The 15,871-nt window shown below is 60.7% G+C and carries 13 protein-coding genes; 12 read left to right on the top strand and 1 reads right to left on the bottom strand.

Annotated features, from left to right (window positions below):
- Window positions 1-96 precede the first annotated feature (96 nt).
- On the top strand, window positions 97-609 hold the full coding sequence (locus B0E48_RS02375) for a transposase (protein WP_077515820.1): 513 nt from the start codon (window positions 97-99) through the stop codon (window positions 607-609).
- Between the two features lie 477 nt (window positions 610-1,086).
- On the opposite strand, the gene B0E48_RS02370 is transcribed toward B0E48_RS02375, so the two are convergent.
- On the bottom strand, window positions 1,087-3,219 hold the full coding sequence (locus B0E48_RS02370; protein ID WP_077515819.1) for a S9 family peptidase: 2,133 nt from the start codon (window positions 3,217-3,219) through the stop codon (window positions 1,087-1,089).
- Window positions 3,220-3,487: 268 nt separating this feature from the next.
- Between B0E48_RS02370 and tfpZ the strand changes: the two genes are divergently transcribed.
- From tfpZ to B0E48_RS02315, 11 genes are all read left to right on the top strand, one after another.
- The gene (tfpZ, locus tag B0E48_RS02365; protein ID WP_077515818.1) at window positions 3,488-4,255 is read left to right on the top strand and encodes a TfpX/TfpZ family type IV pilin accessory protein; all 768 of its coding nucleotides are present in this window, start codon (window positions 3,488-3,490) and stop codon (window positions 4,253-4,255) included.
- 304 nt (window positions 4,256-4,559) lie between these two features.
- Window positions 4,560-4,997 (top strand): pilin, encoded by a 438-nt coding sequence (locus B0E48_RS02360; protein ID WP_077515817.1) that lies wholly within the window; start codon window positions 4,560-4,562, stop codon window positions 4,995-4,997.
- Between the two features lie 6 nt (window positions 4,998-5,003).
- The gene (locus B0E48_RS02355) at window positions 5,004-7,019 is read left to right on the top strand and encodes a hypothetical protein (RefSeq protein ID WP_139350122.1); all 2,016 of its coding nucleotides are present in this window, start codon (window positions 5,004-5,006) and stop codon (window positions 7,017-7,019) included.
- A 493-nt stretch (window positions 7,020-7,512) separates the two neighbouring features.
- On the top strand, window positions 7,513-8,025 hold the full coding sequence (locus B0E48_RS02350; RefSeq protein WP_077515815.1) for a pilin: 513 nt from the start codon (window positions 7,513-7,515) through the stop codon (window positions 8,023-8,025).
- Window positions 8,026-8,164: 139 nt separating this feature from the next.
- Window positions 8,165-10,225 (top strand): hypothetical protein, encoded by a 2,061-nt coding sequence (locus B0E48_RS02345; protein WP_254423822.1) that lies wholly within the window; start codon window positions 8,165-8,167, stop codon window positions 10,223-10,225.
- A gap of 130 nt (window positions 10,226-10,355) precedes the next feature.
- The gene (locus B0E48_RS02340) at window positions 10,356-11,234 is read left to right on the top strand and encodes a glycosyltransferase family 2 protein (RefSeq protein ID WP_077515814.1); all 879 of its coding nucleotides are present in this window, start codon (window positions 10,356-10,358) and stop codon (window positions 11,232-11,234) included.
- Window positions 11,224-12,156 (top strand): lysylphosphatidylglycerol synthase domain-containing protein, encoded by a 933-nt coding sequence (locus tag B0E48_RS02335; RefSeq protein ID WP_139350120.1) that lies wholly within the window; start codon window positions 11,224-11,226, stop codon window positions 12,154-12,156. The genes B0E48_RS02340 and B0E48_RS02335 overlap by 11 nt, the downstream gene beginning before the upstream one ends.
- 87 nt (window positions 12,157-12,243) lie before the next feature.
- The gene (gene rfbF / locus B0E48_RS02330) at window positions 12,244-13,014 is read left to right on the top strand and encodes a glucose-1-phosphate cytidylyltransferase (RefSeq protein ID WP_077515812.1); all 771 of its coding nucleotides are present in this window, start codon (window positions 12,244-12,246) and stop codon (window positions 13,012-13,014) included.
- A complete protein-coding gene (gene rfbG / locus B0E48_RS02325; RefSeq protein ID WP_254423821.1) occupies window positions 13,011-14,087 on the top strand; it encodes a CDP-glucose 4,6-dehydratase in 1,077 nt (358 codons plus the stop codon). Before rfbF ends, rfbG begins: the two co-directional genes overlap by 4 nt.
- Window positions 14,084-14,650, top strand: a complete 567-nt coding sequence (gene rfbC / locus B0E48_RS02320; protein ID WP_077516890.1) for a dTDP-4-dehydrorhamnose 3,5-epimerase — start codon at window positions 14,084-14,086, stop codon at window positions 14,648-14,650. Before rfbG ends, rfbC begins: the two co-directional genes overlap by 4 nt.
- Window positions 14,647-15,870: a class I SAM-dependent methyltransferase gene (locus B0E48_RS02315; RefSeq protein ID WP_077515810.1), complete on the top strand. Its 1,224-nt coding sequence runs from the start codon at window positions 14,647-14,649 to the stop codon at window positions 15,868-15,870. Before rfbC ends, B0E48_RS02315 begins: the two co-directional genes overlap by 4 nt.
- Window position 15,871 lies beyond the last annotated feature (1 nt).

Below are 15,871 nucleotides of genomic sequence, written 5' to 3'. Positions count from 1 at the left end.
GAGGCGTCAGTACTTACAGCCATCTCATCCGGTAACCACGGAGAAAATCGCGCGATATCCATTCCCGTATCATCGATACGCGGGCAACTTGGCCGCATGCGCACACTCTCATCTCACGGCCACCATCGCTTGCGAATCGGGCGCTGTTCGCTACCGGGCCAACTTTATCTGCTGACCTCGGCAACATACGAGCGCAGGCCGTACTTTCTAGACACCGATCTGGCCCGGCTTGCAGCCCGCTCGCTGTCACTCGCCAGCCATTGGCATCCCAGCCACTGCCTCTGCTGGGTATTGATGCCGGACCACTGGCATGGCCTGGTCGAACTCGGCGAAGGTGAAACGCTAACCACCGTCGTGCAACGCATCAAAGGCACCACGGCGAGAGCCGTGGGATTGCATGACCCAAATGTCAGGCCGCTCTGGGCCAAAGGCTTCCACGATCGCGCGCTGCGATACGACGAGTCCAGCCGGCAAGTGGCGCGTTACATCATCGCCAATCCATTGCGGGCAGGACTGGTCAAGGACGTGATGGATTATCCGTATTGGAGCGCCTGTTTCATGGAAACGGGTTCGGATCTTGGAAGCCTTGGCTGCACGGGTCGCGGCTGAAGCCGCTCCTACAAAAAGCTCACAGCAATCCGGTTCCTGTAGGAGCGACTTCAGTCGCGACCGGCCCGATGCAACCTGCTGCCCCGCGGTCGCGGCTGAAGCCGCTCCTACAAAAAGCGCACAGCAATCCGGTTCCCTGTAGGAGCGACTTCAGTCGCGACCAGCCCGATGCAACCTGTTGCCCCGCGGTCGCGGCTGAAGCCGCTCCTACAAAAAGCGCACAGCAATCCGGTTCCCTGTAGGAGCGACTTCAGTCGCGACCAGCCCGATGCAACCTGCTGCCCCGCGGTCGCGGCTGAAGCCGCTCCTACAAAAAGCTCACAGCAATCCGGTTCCTTGTAGGAGCGACTTCAGTCGCGACCAGCCCGATGCAACCTGTTGCCCCGCGGTCGCGGCTGAAGCCGCTCCTACAAACGCAGGTGGCTACATATGCAAACGGCGGCCCGAGGGCCGCCGTTTGCATCACATGGAACGCGCTCAGTTCGTGGCGGCTTTCGGCGCATCCACGGCGGTCCACTGCTTCAGCCACGCGTTGACCGCGTCGTGCCACTGCACGCTGTTGTGCGGCTTCAGCACCCAGTGGTTCTCGTCCGGGAAGGTCAGGAATTCGCTGGGGATGCCGCGGCGCTGCAGCGCGGTGAAGGCGCCCAGGCCCTGGGTGATCGGGATGCGGAAATCGTCGCCGCTGTGCACCACCAGCATCGGCACGCGCCAATCCTTGACGTGGTTGAGCGGGTTGAACTTCTCGTAGTTCTCCGGGTGCTCGTACTGAGTGCCGCCGTTCTCCTTCTCCTCGAACCACAGCTCCTCGGTGTCGTAGTACATCGCGCGCGTATCGAACACACCGTCGTGGTCGACCAGGCACTTCCACGGCTGGTTCCACACGCCGGCGATCCAGTAAGTCATGTAGCCGCCGTAGCTGGCGCCGAGCGCACAGGCGCGGTTGCCGTCGAGGAAGCTGTACTTGTCCAGCGCCGCCTTCCAGCCCAGCTTCAGATCCTCCAGCGGCTTGCCGCCCCAGTCGCCGGAGATCGCATCGGTGAAGGCCTGGCCGTAGCCGGTGGAGCCGTGGAAGTTCACCGTCACCACGGCGAAGCCCTGACCGGCATAGGTCTGCGGATTCCAGCGGTAGCTCCAGCCGTTCGTCATCGCACCCTGCGGGCCGCCGTGGATGATGAAGGCGACCGGATAGGTCTTGCCCGGCTGGTAGTCGACCGGCTTGACCACGTAGCCCTGCACGGTGGCGTTGTTCGCGCCCTTGAAGTTGAAGAACTCGAAGTCGCCGACCTGCGCGTTCTTCAGATCCTCGGCGTTGTAATGAGTGACCTGCTTCAGGTCGCTGCCGTTGGCCTTGGCAACGTATAGATCGGCCGGGCGCTTCAGGTCGTCGCGAGCCAGCAGCAACTTGTCGCCGACCAGCGAATAGTCGTCCACGGTGCCGTCGCCGGACAGCCGGGTGACTTCGCCATTGGCCGGATCGATCGCGAACAGCGGATGCTGTCCCTCGTCATCGGCGGTCGCATACAGCGTCTTGCCGTCGGCGGAAATCGACAGGCCGCCGGGCGAACGATCCCACTTCGGGTCGACCTCGCGCTTCGCACCGGTGGCCAGGTCCAGCGCCATGATCGCGAAGCGGTCGGCCTCGAAGCCCGGCGTCTTCATCGCCAGGTAGTACAACGTCTTGCCGTCCGGCGACGGCACCGGGTACGCATCCCAGGCCTTGTTGTCGGCGGTGAGGTTGCGCGGTGCGGCCGAGCCATCCACCGGCACGCTGTAGACATCGAAGTTGGTCGACCACGGCTCGCTGCTGCCGGCGATGCGCGCGTCGAAATACACGCTCTTGCCATCCGGCGCGAAGTTGAACTCGCTGGCGTCGCCAAACGGCTTGCTCGGCACATCGCCGTCGATGCCGCGGCTGAGCAGGGTCGGCTCCGCCGCCAGCTGGCCCTTGCCGTCGAAGCGGGCGACATACAACTGATTACGTCGACCGTTCGCCCAGGTATCCCAGTGCCGCACGAACAGCTTGCTGTACAGCGTGCCGCTGGCCTTGTCCTTGTCACGCGCCGCGACACGCTGCTGTGTGCAGGCCAGCGTGGCGCAATCGGTGAACACCTCGTACGACAGCAACACGCGCTTGCCATCCGGCGACAGCTTGTAATCGTTGATGTCCAGCGGCGCATGGCTCACCTGCACCGGCGCCGCATGCTTGGTCAAATCGAGACCGCCCTTGCCCCCCAGATCCACCCGCCACAACTGCGCCACGCCCTTGGCCGGCGCCACGAAATACAGGCTGCGCCCATCCGCCGACCACAGCGCCGAGCCGCCCTTGTCGACCACCTTCACCGGCTCGCCTCCCTTGCCCGAAAGGTCCAGCACGTACACCGCGTTGACGCCCTTGTTCGCGGCGTAGTCGGTGCTGCGCACGCCAAACGCGGCATAGCGCCCGTCCGGCGACAGCTGCGGACCGCTGACCCGCTGCATCATCACCAGGTCACGCACATTGAACGGATGCGGACCTTGCGTCTTGGCGAAGCTGGTATCCACGGCGTCGGCCGCCATCGCAGGTGCAGCCACCAGCGCCAGCAGCAGCGCGGCAATCAGAGGTTTCATGGTCGGTGTCCCCGGTCGAGTGAAACCGTGACGGTAAGCGCCAAATCCGCTGCAGGCAAGTTTTGCCTGGATCGGCACATCTGGATCGGCACCTGTAGGAGCGACTTCAGTCGCGATGCCTTTCAAGCTGCAGCGAAGCCAGAGCCCGCGGCTGAAGCCGCTCCTACAAAAGCAACCCACTCCCAGACGCGTGCCATGCTGCACCGATAAACACGACGTCGTATATTTCGCCACGATCTGTTTTGCCTATCACCCTCAGAGCCACGCCATGTCACGCTGGAAAGCCGCTGCCATCCATCTGTCGATCAGCCTGGTCCTGGCTGCGATCGTCGCCACCCTTCTGTACACCTTGTGGTTTCCCCCACCATATTTCCGCGCCGCCGGCGCCGGCACCCTGATACCGCTGCTGATGGGTGTCGACATCGCCATCGGTCCGCTGCTGACCTTGCTGGTCATGACTCCAAGCAAGCCCAAGCGACTACGCCGACTGGATCTATCGATCATCGTGATCCTGCAGGCCGTGGCGTTCGGCTATGGCTTCCATGTCATCTACCAGGCGCGTCCGGTGTTTATCGTTGGCGAGGTCGATCGGTTGGTGGTGGTGGCGGCCGATCAACTGAGCGACACCGACTTGGCCAAAGGCAGCCGGCCGGAATACCGCACTCGCTCCTGGAGTGGACCTCGATTGGTGGGGGCGTTGCCGCCGAAAGCGGACCGCACTTACGACGTTGTCGCGCAAGCCATGTCCAGCGGCAAGGATATCGATCGACTACCCGAGTTCTACGTGCCTTACGAACAAGTAGTCGACGGCCTGATGAAACATGCCCTCCCGCTTGAGCAGCTGAAACCCGCGAATGATGAGCAACACCGAGAGTTGACACAGCTGGAACAGACAGCCGCATCGCATGGACACACCCTGCATTTTCTGCCATTGGAGCGCCAGGACGCGGATTACACGGCCATCCTCTCGCCTGATCAACAACAACCGATCGCCGTGCTTCCCATCGATCCGTGGATCAAGCCGTCCAAAAAGTGACGCTTCGCGTCACTTGATGACGTTTATTTGCAGATCGAGGTCGCATCACGCGACGTGCTCGACAAATCCTTACATTCCCCCAATTTTCCCAGTTGCTGCGTTGTGCGCACACGCGCACAATCCCGCAACCTGCCAGGCACCGATGCTGGTTTGGTATGGGGATGGCACGTCACGTGCTAGATCAGCCATGAGCTTCCTGGTCGTTACTGACCACGAGTATGGGGTCCGATCCTGCCTAGGGGGATATGGGACCGGGGCTCAGGGGGCATCACTACGGTTAGCTAACCAATACAGAGGAACCACCATGAAGAACCTGCAGAAAGGCTTTACCCTGATCGAACTGATGATCGTGGTTGCGATCATCGCCATCCTGACCGCCATTGCGTTGCCGGCGTACCAGGATTACACCGTCCGCAGCAAGGTCACGGAGACCATGGTGCAGATGGATGCAGCCAAGCTGGCTGTGACCGAAACGGCTGCCAGCCTCGGTGGTCTGGCCAATGTCACGGTTTCGAACTCCGGCTATGCGTTCCCCGCCAACGGCACCACGTATGTCGCATCGGTCACGATTGGGGCCGGCACTGGCGTGGTCACCGGCCTCAGCAAAAATACGGGCGCTGCTGGCGCTGCTCCTTCGATGTCGCTGAGCCCGTCCTCCAAGGCCGCCGGCGGCCCGCTGATCTGGACCTGTGCGCCAGTTGCAGGCGCCGTCAAGTACCTGCCGGCCAGCTGCCGCGGCTGATAGGTCTTGGCGTTTCGCCAACAAAACCGTTCCATCATGCCCCGGCCTGCGCCTAGCGGCCGGGGCATTTTTTTGACGCATGCGTGGCCATGGTTGCTGGGCATACTGGCGCTGACCGTACTGGTCTATCTGCCTGGCTTGCATGGCCCGTTCCTGTTTGACGATCCGCCGAACATCGTGCAGCCCATCAGTGCATGGCTGGGCGGCCAAACCGGCTGGCAGGAAATCGTCTTTGGCAATAATTCCGGCCCGCTGCATCGCCCGCTGTCGATGCTCACGTTTCTCGCGAACGCCGCAGCCAGTGGGGTGATGCCGTGGCCATTCAAGGCCACCAACCTCGCGATCCACCTCGCCTGCGGTGGATTGATCTACGCATTGCTGTCCCGGCTGCTTTCACGCGATCCACAGCTCAAAACACGTGCCCGGTTCGCCGCATTGATTGTCAGCGCCATCTGGCTGCTGCATCCGATGCAGGTGAGTACCGTGCTGTACGTGGTACAGCGCATGGAACAACTCAGCGCACTATTCACGCTGACGGCATTGCTGATTTATGTTCATGCGCGCAAGTGTTTCGATCAGGGGCGTACACGAGCCACCCTGATCGACCTTTTCCTGCTGTTGCCGCTGGCCACACTGGCCGCGATATTCAGCAAGGAGAATGGCGCGCTGGTGCCGCTTTTCTGCCTGATACTCGAACTTGGCTATTTCCCTGACAGCAAGGAAACGGCGCGGCCGAACGCCGTGAAACTGTTCTTCTGTCTGACGTTGCTTATTCCGGGCCTGTTTGCGCTGGGTTGGTGTGCATTGCATCCGCAATGGCCGGTTGCGGGCTATTCCGGGCGCCTTTTTACGCTGGGTGAGCGCCTGTTGAGCGAGCCACGGGTATTGATGGATTACATGGGCGCCCTGCTGCTGCCGCGTGGTCCGGCACTGGGCTTGTACACCGACGATTTCGCCGTCTCACACAATCTGTTCAACCCAGTGACCACGTTGCCGGCGATCCTCGGCCTCATCGCCCTGATCGCTGCAGCTTGCTGGTCACGCAGGCGTATTCCAGCGTTTTTCACCGGCATCGGCTTCTATCTGGCTGGGCACGTGATGGAATCGACAGTGTTTCCGCTGGAGCTGTATTTCGAACACCGAAACTATCTGCCTTCCGCAGGATTTTTCCTGGCCATCGTCGGACTGGCACATTGGGCTGGTTTGCGTCTGCTGCCGCACATGACGAACCCGGCTCGTTCCCGACGCTTGCTGGGCACAGGGGTCGTTACACTGTTACTCGTACTGGGCGTCGCCACACTGGCGCGCGCTTCGGTATGGGATTCCTGGTCCGTCATGGCGGCACAAGGCGCACACCAGCACCCCGATTCGATACGGGCGCAAATGGATCACGCTACCAACCTGATGGCGGAGGGGCGAGTTGATGAGGCACAACAAGTCCTTGATCATGTAGCCACCATCCAGGATCCAGCCGCGCAGCATATCGCCGTGATCGACACGGTGCTCCTTCAGTGCATGGTGCATCACGAGGCGAGTCCGGTCTCGGTCGCCCGGATCAGCGCCATAAAAGGCGCCAAGCTGCAACTGCCAGAAATGCTCGCCTTCGAGATGCTCGGTGGCGCACTGAATACCCACGACTGCCAGGGCCTGGGCACGGCGCAACTGGCCACCATGATTACGGACATCGTCGACGCTGCGCCACAACCAGGCGCCTTGATTCAACTCTGGCGCAGTCGCTACATCGCATCAAATCTGTATCTGAATGCGGGGCAATACATCAAGGCTGAGCAGCAAGCGTCACTGGCGTGGGAGACAGGACATGCTGACCCGGCCATCGGACTGCTTTTAGCCAATCTTGAATACGTCAACGGCAATGTTGCAGGCGCAAAGATCGTGCTGGCCGATGCGAACAGGCACATCGCATGGTGGGATCGACGCAATCAGGAACTGAGCGTCAAACTCAAGCAACTCTTTGAGAGTCCGCCACCGGCAAATGTTATTGGTGAGCCACGGCCGCAATAGCCGCCAGACATGTAGCCCCGATCAATAGCGTGGTCTTGCCATGCATGGCGCATGGACAAGCAAAACCTCAAGCTGATCGACAAGCTGCAGCAGCAATTCAACGGCATGCCAACCAAGACCGCGACCGCGACCGTAGCCAGCGTGCCATCAACTTATTCATCCTGAGCACGATCGCCACGAAGGCGGCCGACGAAATTTCCTGCACCGTGATGCCGCCCCACCCCTGATGCAGCCACCGATGAATGGCGCCATACGCCGTATCCGTGGCCCGAAATACCCGACTCCGCGATGGGTTGCACCCGTTGGAAGGATTGAACGTTGGCGGCAAGCTGGACCAGACGCTGCAAGAATTGCGTGCGTTGCCCGGCATGTGCTGATAACGGGCTGCCCTGTCCGCACGGTATCCTGCTTGACCGACACAGTACCGCTTGAACTACAGTTGAGAGTGGCAGCGCTTTCGCCCTGCTCCAGCCCGCACCAGGGAGTCCTGCTGATGAATGCACCGCAAGGCAAGTCCACTATCACCATCGTCGTGTCGCTCCTCGTGCTGATCGTGGTGGCCGCCGTCGCGATTCCTGCATGGCGCAATCACCAGACCAGCAGTCACGTCGCGGACGCACTCAAAGTCACCGACGCGGCCAAGCTGGTGGTGATGGAGTCGGCCACCGTGCATGGCGGGCTGGCGCACATCCAGGCCGGCGAGCTGAACTACAGCCCGGCAGCGACGGCCAGCCCGTACGTGGCGAACATCGCGATTGCCGCAGATGGGCGCATCACCCTGGCCACCCGCGACACTGGCGCCACGCCGGATCCGGTACTGGTGTTGAGCCCCTCGGAAAACTCCGCCGACCATAGCGCCGCGCCGATCAGCTGGAGCTGCAGCGTGGTCGCTGGCGATCCCGACCTGATCCCGCCCAACTGTCGCGCGACCACGCCTGCGGCAGCTTCGAGCGCCCCGGTCGACGCGGCGACGGCAGCCGGTGTATCGCCCGCCCATTCGTCCTGAGCATGAGCGCCGCGCAGCGGAGCCCTCAGGATCGTTTGTCATATGAGCGTGCCTCGTACGCAGCCTGCGCGACGGGGGCTGCTCTCGCGTTTGGTATCCATGGCCCGCTCATGCCCCACCGCGCGACGGGTTGCACTGGATGATCCCTGCATATCTACGTCGCCATGCAGGCGCCGGGCTGCTTGTTGTCGCGCTGCTACTGGTGACTGCGATCTACTGGCCCGGCCTCTCCGGCAGCTGGCTGTTCGATGATTACCCCAACATCGTCGACAACCACGGTGTGCAACCGAATGAAGTGAGCATTCCGGCCTTGGTGCGCGCCACGCTCTCGTCGCCTGCCAGCGAGTACAAGCGTCCCCTGGCTTCGCTCAGTTTCGCCGCCAACTACATTGCCACCGGCCTCGATCCCTACTGGATGAAGCTGACCAACCTGGTCATTCATCTGTTGAATGGGTTGCTGGTGTTTGTGCTGGCGCGGCTGTTGCTGCGCTCTGCGAATAGCCGCAAAGCCCCTGCTCGTGTGGGAGCGGCTTCAGCCGCGACAGCACCGTCCCTTGTGAACGACGGCGCCCCCACCAAGAGCATCGCGACTGAAGTCGCTCCCACATCCATGCATGTGGACATCATCGCCGCGCTGATCGCGGCCGGCTGGATGCTGTTGCCGATCAATCTCACCGCGGTGCTGTACGTGGTACAGCGCATGGAGAGCATGGCGAACCTGTTCGTGCTGCTTGGCCTTATCGGCTATGTGGCCGGGCGACGGCGGATGCTGGCGGCATCCACGTTGCTGCCTGCCCATCGTGCAGGATGGCGCTGGGGTCGCCTTTCTCCGGACACCCGCGGCTTCACCCTATGCCTGCTTGGCATCATCGTGCCCACGGCGCTTGGCCTGCTGGCCAAGGAAACCGCGGTGCTGCTGCCGCTGTATGCACTGCTGGTGGAGTGGATGCTGTTCCACTTCCACACATCGTCAGGCAAACGCGACTGGCGGATCATCGGCAGCTTCGGGGTCGTGCTGGTGCTGCCGATGCTGATCGGCTTTGGCTGGTTGCTGCCCGGCCTGCTAAAGCCGGAAGCCTGGGCCACCCGCGATTTCACGCTGAGCACGCGTCTGCTCAGCGAGGCACGCATTATTGTCGATTACATCCGCTGGACCTTGCTGCCGACACTGGATGCGCTGTCGTTCTATCACGATGATTTCCGCATCTCGACCGGACTGCTGGCACCGTGGAGCACACTGGCCAGCCTGGTTTTGCTGGCTACACTAGTGGCGCTGATGCTGTGGCTACGCACGCGCCAACCACTGGCCGCGCTGGGCATCGCGTTGTTCCTTGGTTGCCAGTTGCTGACCGGTACCGTCCTGCCGCTGGAATTGATCTACGAGCACCGCAATTACTTCGCCAGCTTCGGCTTGCTGCTGGCGGTCGTACCATTGCTGGCCGTACCACGATCGTTTCGCTTTGCCCGGCTTCGATACGTACTGCTGGCAGGGCTGATGCTGGGTTGGACGACGCTGACCGCGATGACGGCATATGCCTGGGGCAGCCCGTTGCGGCTGGCGCAGGAGCTGGCCTTGCGCGCACAGGGGTCGCCACGTGCGCAGTACGAACTGGGCCGTACCTACATCATCTATTCGCACTACGATCCCACGTCGCCCTTCACCCGGCTGGCCTACGCGCCGCTGGAAAAAGCCGCGGCGCTGCCAAACTTCTCGATCCTGCCGGAGCAGGCGCTGATCTTCATGAATGCGCGTATGCAGCTTCCTTTGAAAGATGCATGGTGGGACAGCATTGACGCCAAGCTGAAGGCACATCCGCCGGGCGTGCAGGACGAGAGTGCGCTGGCCTCCTTGACCCAGTGCGCGCGCGATGGTCAATGCGAGCTGCCACCCGAGCGCATGAAACAGGCTTTTGCGGCAGCACTGTCACGTCCGGCCCCTACGGCGCGTCTGCTTGCCACCTATGGCGACTACGCATGGAACGTGCTGGGCGATCACGCCCTCGGTGCCAGGATGACCGAGCAAGCCGTCAAGGCCAAGCCCGACGAACCCGCCTATCAGATCACCCTGATCCGCATGCTTGCCGCACAGGGGCATACGCAAGGCGCACAGGAGGTACTTCGTCAATTGCGGCTGCTGAACTTCGGCGGCCGTTTGAATGCCCAGTTGGCCGAACTGAGCGCACTGCCTGGCATGAAATGAAAGTGCATGTTGCCGAAGTACCCACTCATAGAGCCGCCCCGTATCATTGGTCAGTCGATACCTGTCAGCAAACTGATCACGAACTACCCGCACTGCCTTCCCATGTTGAAGGTGGCACGAAGGAACCGTAATGCAAGAAGTGAAACCCGATTCCGTGTATCCCCTGATGACCATCGGCATCCCCGTTTTCAACGAAGAGCGCTTCATTGACTCTGCCTTGAGCTCCTTGCGCAGCCAGGATTACCCGAACCTGGAAATTATCATTTCCGACAATGCCTCGACGGATCGCACACTGGAAATCTGCCAGCGCCATGCCTCGGAGGATCCACGCATACGGATCGAAAGTGCCGTCGAAAATCGCGGAGTCATTGCGAATTTCCAGCACGCAGTGGACCTCGCATCCGGCGCTTATTTCATGTGGGGCTCCGGCCATGATCTGTGGACGTCGCACCTGGTGTCGGAATGCGTTGCACTACTGGAAGCAAACGATGGAGCCTGCCTCGCATTTGCTAGCTCACGCTGGATCGGCGCGAACAATGAGCCACTTGCAAGGGCTTCGGGTTGGAGCGACACCCGTGACCTCGCTGCGGCTGCGCGGTTTTTCACCGTCTTCTGGGGCAACATGCATCCCGTCATGGGTGTGATGAGAGTGGAGCGATTGCGTTCCTGCTTGCCCATGCCAAGCATGGTTGGTGGCGATTTGGTTTTACTTGCCAATCTGGCCTTGCGTGGTGGGTTCCTGCATGCGCCGCATTCGTGCTGGTCGCGACGGGAATTTCGCGCGGAAAAACACCACAATGACAAGTTGAAACGCTATGCATCGCCTTCGATCGGCATTGCCAGATCACGCTTTGCACGCATGTTCCCGCTGCTCCAACTTCCGTTCGCGCTGATCAAAGTCTTGCTGCGCTCCAGACTCCCAGTCGTCGACAAGCTGGCCATCGTCGCTGCACTGATACCGTCCTTGCCATTACGTTATCTCGTTGGCCGGCGCAGCCATGCTGGATAACATCAGAACTGCCTTGCGCAACAGTCACACGCTCCGGCGCGTATTCGCTGCATCGCGCTGGATCTTTGGTCCAGCCGCGGTGATTTTCCTGATCATTGCCGGGGTACGTGCGCGTGGAGCTTTCGAGGCAGTCTCGTTGCATACGCAGCTGATTCCGCTGGCCATCACCGTCTTGCTCTGGGCGTCACTCAATCTGCTTGGTCCGGTTTTCACCTGGATTGTGTTGCGCGAAACCGGCGCGCGTATTCCATACGGGACGGCGCTGAAGATCTATGTGGGCAGACTGCCTGCCAAGTATCTTCCGGGTGGCATCTGGCAAACCGTTTCGCGGATGATGGACCTGCATCGGCTGGGCGTTGAGCGCTCGCAACTCACCGTACTCGTCATGCTGGAGAACCTGATGCCACTTACCGTTGCGATGGCCATCGGCGGGACGTTCATGCTGATCGCCGGCGAAGCCACGCATCTCGCAATCGCGGCGATGGTGATTGGCGTGGTCGTGCTGGCATGCCTCCCGCTTGTCTTGCGCCATCGTCTGTTGCTGCATAAAAGCCGATTCGCGCTGCGCACCTATTTCCTCGCAACCCTGGTCGATGTGGCTTTCTGGCTCGTCGCTGCCACCGCTTTTGCCTGCTACTGGTATTCGTTTCCAACCATCCATACAGACATCCCCCGACTGCAAGTGTATGGCGCATACCTGCTCGCCTGGTCTGCCGGATTCATGAGCGTGTTTTCACCCCAGGGCATTGGCGTGTTCGAGTCGGTGATCAGTCTCTTCCTGAAGGGTGCTCTCCCCTTTGGCGAGGTAGCCGTGCTGGCTGCGGGATTTCGTGCCGTGATGCTGGCCGCAGATTTCATCACTTATGGTGTGTTGCTCCTGGGTCGGCATGGCCGCAGGGCTCTTCGTCCGGGCAAGCATTGAGGGTATCCTGCTCAAGTAATTTGCCTGAAATAACAGCACCGCCGACGAGCGCATGACGCCAACCTGCTTTTTTGGAAACCACTGGACATGAAAGCTGTAATTCTTGCGGGTGGACTCGGCACTCGCCTGAGCGAAGAAACCACGATTCGACCCAAGCCCATGATCGAGATCGGGGGCATGCCGGTGCTTTGGCACATCCTCAAGATCTATTCCCATCATGGCATCAATGATTTCATTATCTGCCTGGGCTACAAGGGCTATGTGATCAAGGAATACTTCGCCAACTATTTCCTGCACATGTCGGACGTAACCATCGACCTGTCCACCAACCGGCTGGATGTCCACCACAAGCATGCCGAGCCCTGGCGCATCACCCTTGTTGATACGGGGGAGCACACCCAGACCGGCGGACGATTGAAGCGGGTGGAAAACTATCTGGACGGCGAGACATTCTGCTTCACCTATGGCGACGGTCTTGCCGATATCGACATCACCGCTCAACTTGCATTCCATAAAACCAGAAATGGTCTGGCCACCATGTGCGCCGTACAACCGCCAGGGCGGTTCGGCGCCATCGACATCCAGGACAACCGGATCATTCGCTTCGAGGAAAAGCCCTCTGGCGATGGCTCGTGGATCAACGGCGGCTTCTTCGTGCTGGAGCGCGGCGTACTCGATTACATCGATGGCGACGCCACCATGTGGGAGCGCACGCCGCTCGAAGCATTGGCCCGCGACGGCCAGATTTCTGCCTATACCCATGAGGGTTTCTGGCAGCCCATGGACACGCTGCGGGACAAGCTCAAGCTTGAGGAGCTCTGGCAGAGCGGCAATGCACCGTGGAAAGTCTGGCCTTGAAAGATCTGTTTGGTGGCAGCTATGCCGGACGCCAAGTCCTGGTTACCGGGCATACCGGTTTCAAGGGCTCATGGCTGTGCCTGTGGCTGACTGCACTTGGCGCTCGGGTCACAGGCCTGGCACTCGCGCCTGAAACCGATCCAGCGCACTGGTCCCTGCTCGGCTTGAACCATGTGCGCGATCTGCGCATGGATTTGCGCGACGGTCACGCAGTGCGGCAGGCAATTGAACAAGTCCAGCCCGAGATCATCTTTCACCTGGCTGCACAGCCGCTGGTGCGGCGCAGCTATCGCGAACCTTTGACCACCTTCGATACCAACGTGCTTGGACTGGTGCATCTGCTGGAAGCCATCCGTGGTGTGCCGTCAGTACGAGCGCTGGTCAATGTCACCACCGACAAGGTCTATCTGGAACAACCGGTCGATGCCGGTTATCACGAAGACCACCCCTTGGGTGGCCATGACCCTTACAGCACCTCCAAGGCCTGTGCCGAACTTGTGACGGAGTGCTATCGCAAGAGTTTCTTCCATGAACAGGGACCACGGGTAGCTACCGCACGCGCAGGCAATGTCATCGGCGGGGGCGACTGGTCGGAGGATCGACTGGTGCCGGACCTGATACGTGCCGCGTCGACCGGCGCCATGTTGCAAATTCGCAATCCGGATGCCATTCGCCCCTGGCAGCATGTGCTGGAACCTTTGTCGGGCTATCTCCGACTCGGACAAGGCCTGCTCGCCGGAGATCCGGTTGAAGGTCCATGGAATTTCGGACCGGCAGCCGACGCCACGTTGCCCGTGCAGGCGCTCGTGGCGCAGATGCAAACCCAGTGGCCCGGTTTGCGCAGCGAGCGCCAGCCAGGCGACCACCCACATGAGGCAAAGACGTTGCGACTGGATTGTTCGAAAGCCGCGCAGATGCTTGCATGGCGCGCCGTGTGGAATGCCGAGGACACGCTTCGGTACACCACTGCGTGGTACCGCGCCTATTACGAACGTGGCCAAGTACACAGCAGCGATGATTTGCAAAATTATGTGGCTGCTGCGCGCTCTGCAGGCCTGGGTTGGGCAGCATGAAGATTCATCGCACCCCACTGGACGGCTTGATGCTGATCGAGACCGTGCCGATCCGGGACGAACGTGGCCAATTCGTCCGGGTGTTCTGCGAAACCGCCTGCGCCGAGTTGCGGCCCAACCTGCACTGGACGCAGATCAATATTTCCTGCACTTCGCACGTGGGTAGCGTTCGCGGCATGCATTTTCAATATCCGCCGGCGGCCGAAGCCAAGCTGATTCGCTGTCTCCAAGGCCGCGTATTTGACGTTGCGGTCGATCTGCGCGCCGGCTCGCCGACTTTTCTGCATTGGCACGGCGTCGAACTGGGCGAAGACGGGCCGATGGAATTCTTCATACCCGAAGGGTTTGCCCACGGCTTTCAAACTCTCACTGACGACGCGCAATTGCTGTATCTGCATACCGCTGCGTGGGATCGCCAGCATGAAGGCGCGCTTCGTCATGATGACCCGGCCTTGTCGATCGCATGGCCGCTACCCGTAACCCAGGTTTCGGAAAAGGATCGCAACACACCGTTGCTGGACGACAAATTCACCGGTGTCTACTTTAGCGAGGTTGAATCATGAAGTGCCGGTTTTGCGCAACGCCGTTGCAGGACGTATTCCTCGACCTCGGTAGCGCGCCACCCTCGAATGCCTTCCTGGCGGCGAGCTCACTCAACGCACCGGAAACCTGGTTTCCGTTGAAGTTGTTTACTTGTGGAACGTGTCGACTGGTACAGGTCGACGAAGTGCAATCGCACGCAGCGTTGTTCGCTCCGGACTACGTCTACTACTCCTCATTCTCACGCTCGTGGCTGGCTCATGCCGAACGCTACGTCGGAGAAGCCGTGACCAAGCTGGGACTGGACCACAGCAGTCTGGTGATGGAGATAGCCTCCAACGATGGCTATCTCCTGCAATACGTCGCCGCTCGTGGCATCCCCTGTATCGGCATCGAGCCCACCAATGGCACGGCGAACGCCGCGCGACAGAAAGGCATTGAAACCCTGGAGCGTTTCTTTGGTCGAGAATTTGCCGACGAGTTCGTGCGCGAACGGCGAACGGCCGATCTGATCGTAGCGAACAACGTGTTGGCACATGTGCCTGACATCAACGACTTTGTCGCCGGGATGGCGGGGGCTCTGGCTCGTGAAGGCACGATAACAGTGGAATTTCCGCACCTGATGGAACTGGTCGCACAACGGCAGTTCGATACGGTTTACCACGAACATTTCTCGTATTTTTCACTGCACACCGTACGTAACATCTTCGCTGCCCATGGCCTGTGCGTGTGGGACGTCGAACAGCTGCCCACGCACGGCGGATCGCTACGCATCTGGGCCACGCATGAACACAGCCAGCGCACCGAGACTCCTGCTGTCGCGGAATTGCTGGCCAAGGAGGCTGACGCGGGCATGCGGGATGCGGCCTACTACAGGGATTTCCAGATCCAAGCCGACGAGGTCAAGAACGGCTGCCTTACCTTCCTGCTGGAGCAGCGTCGGGCCGGGCGCAAGATTGCCGGTTACGGAGCTGCCGCCAAAGGCAATACGCTGCTGAACTATGCCGGAGTGAAACCCGACCTGCTGCCATACGTGGTCGACGCATCTCCACACAAGCAAGGGCACTGGCTTCCCGGGTCACGGATTCCTGTCGTCGACGAATCGCGGCTGCGCGAGGATCGACCCGATTTCGTGCTGATCCTGCCGTGGAATCTGCGCGACGAAATCACTGCTCAGCTCAGTTACATTCGCGAATGGGGTGGCCGCTTCGTTACTTTTGTTCCCGGCCTGAGCGTGGAGTAGA

This window comes from Rhodanobacter sp. C03, from assembly GCF_002001175.1.
Lineage (GTDB): Bacteria > Pseudomonadota > Gammaproteobacteria > Xanthomonadales > Rhodanobacteraceae > Rhodanobacter.
Note: the sequence above shows the minus strand (reverse complement) of the source record. Positions and strands in the feature narration are given on the sequence as shown.

Coding starts and splice junctions, on each gene's coding strand:
- rfbC (WP_077516890.1), top strand. CDS start 14,084: ATGAAGATTCATCGCACCCCACTGGACGGCTTGATGCTGATCGAGACC.
- B0E48_RS02340 (WP_077515814.1), top strand. CDS start 10,356: ATGCAAGAAGTGAAACCCGATTCCGTGTATCCCCTGATGACCATCGGC.
- tfpZ (WP_077515818.1), top strand. CDS start 3,488: ATGTCACGCTGGAAAGCCGCTGCCATCCATCTGTCGATCAGCCTGGTC.
- B0E48_RS02360 (WP_077515817.1), top strand. CDS start 4,560: ATGAAGAACCTGCAGAAAGGCTTTACCCTGATCGAACTGATGATCGTG.
- B0E48_RS02345 (WP_254423822.1), top strand. CDS start 8,165: ATGATCCCTGCATATCTACGTCGCCATGCAGGCGCCGGGCTGCTTGTT.
- B0E48_RS02335 (WP_139350120.1), top strand. CDS start 11,224: ATGCTGGATAACATCAGAACTGCCTTGCGCAACAGTCACACGCTCCGG.
- B0E48_RS02350 (WP_077515815.1), top strand. CDS start 7,513: ATGAATGCACCGCAAGGCAAGTCCACTATCACCATCGTCGTGTCGCTC.
- B0E48_RS02315 (WP_077515810.1), top strand. CDS start 14,647: ATGAAGTGCCGGTTTTGCGCAACGCCGTTGCAGGACGTATTCCTCGAC.
- B0E48_RS02370 (WP_077515819.1), bottom strand. CDS start 3,219: ATGAAACCTCTGATTGCCGCGCTGCTGCTGGCGCTGGTGGCTGCACCT.
- B0E48_RS02375 (WP_077515820.1), top strand. CDS start 97: ATGCGCACACTCTCATCTCACGGCCACCATCGCTTGCGAATCGGGCGC.
- rfbF (WP_077515812.1), top strand. CDS start 12,244: ATGAAAGCTGTAATTCTTGCGGGTGGACTCGGCACTCGCCTGAGCGAA.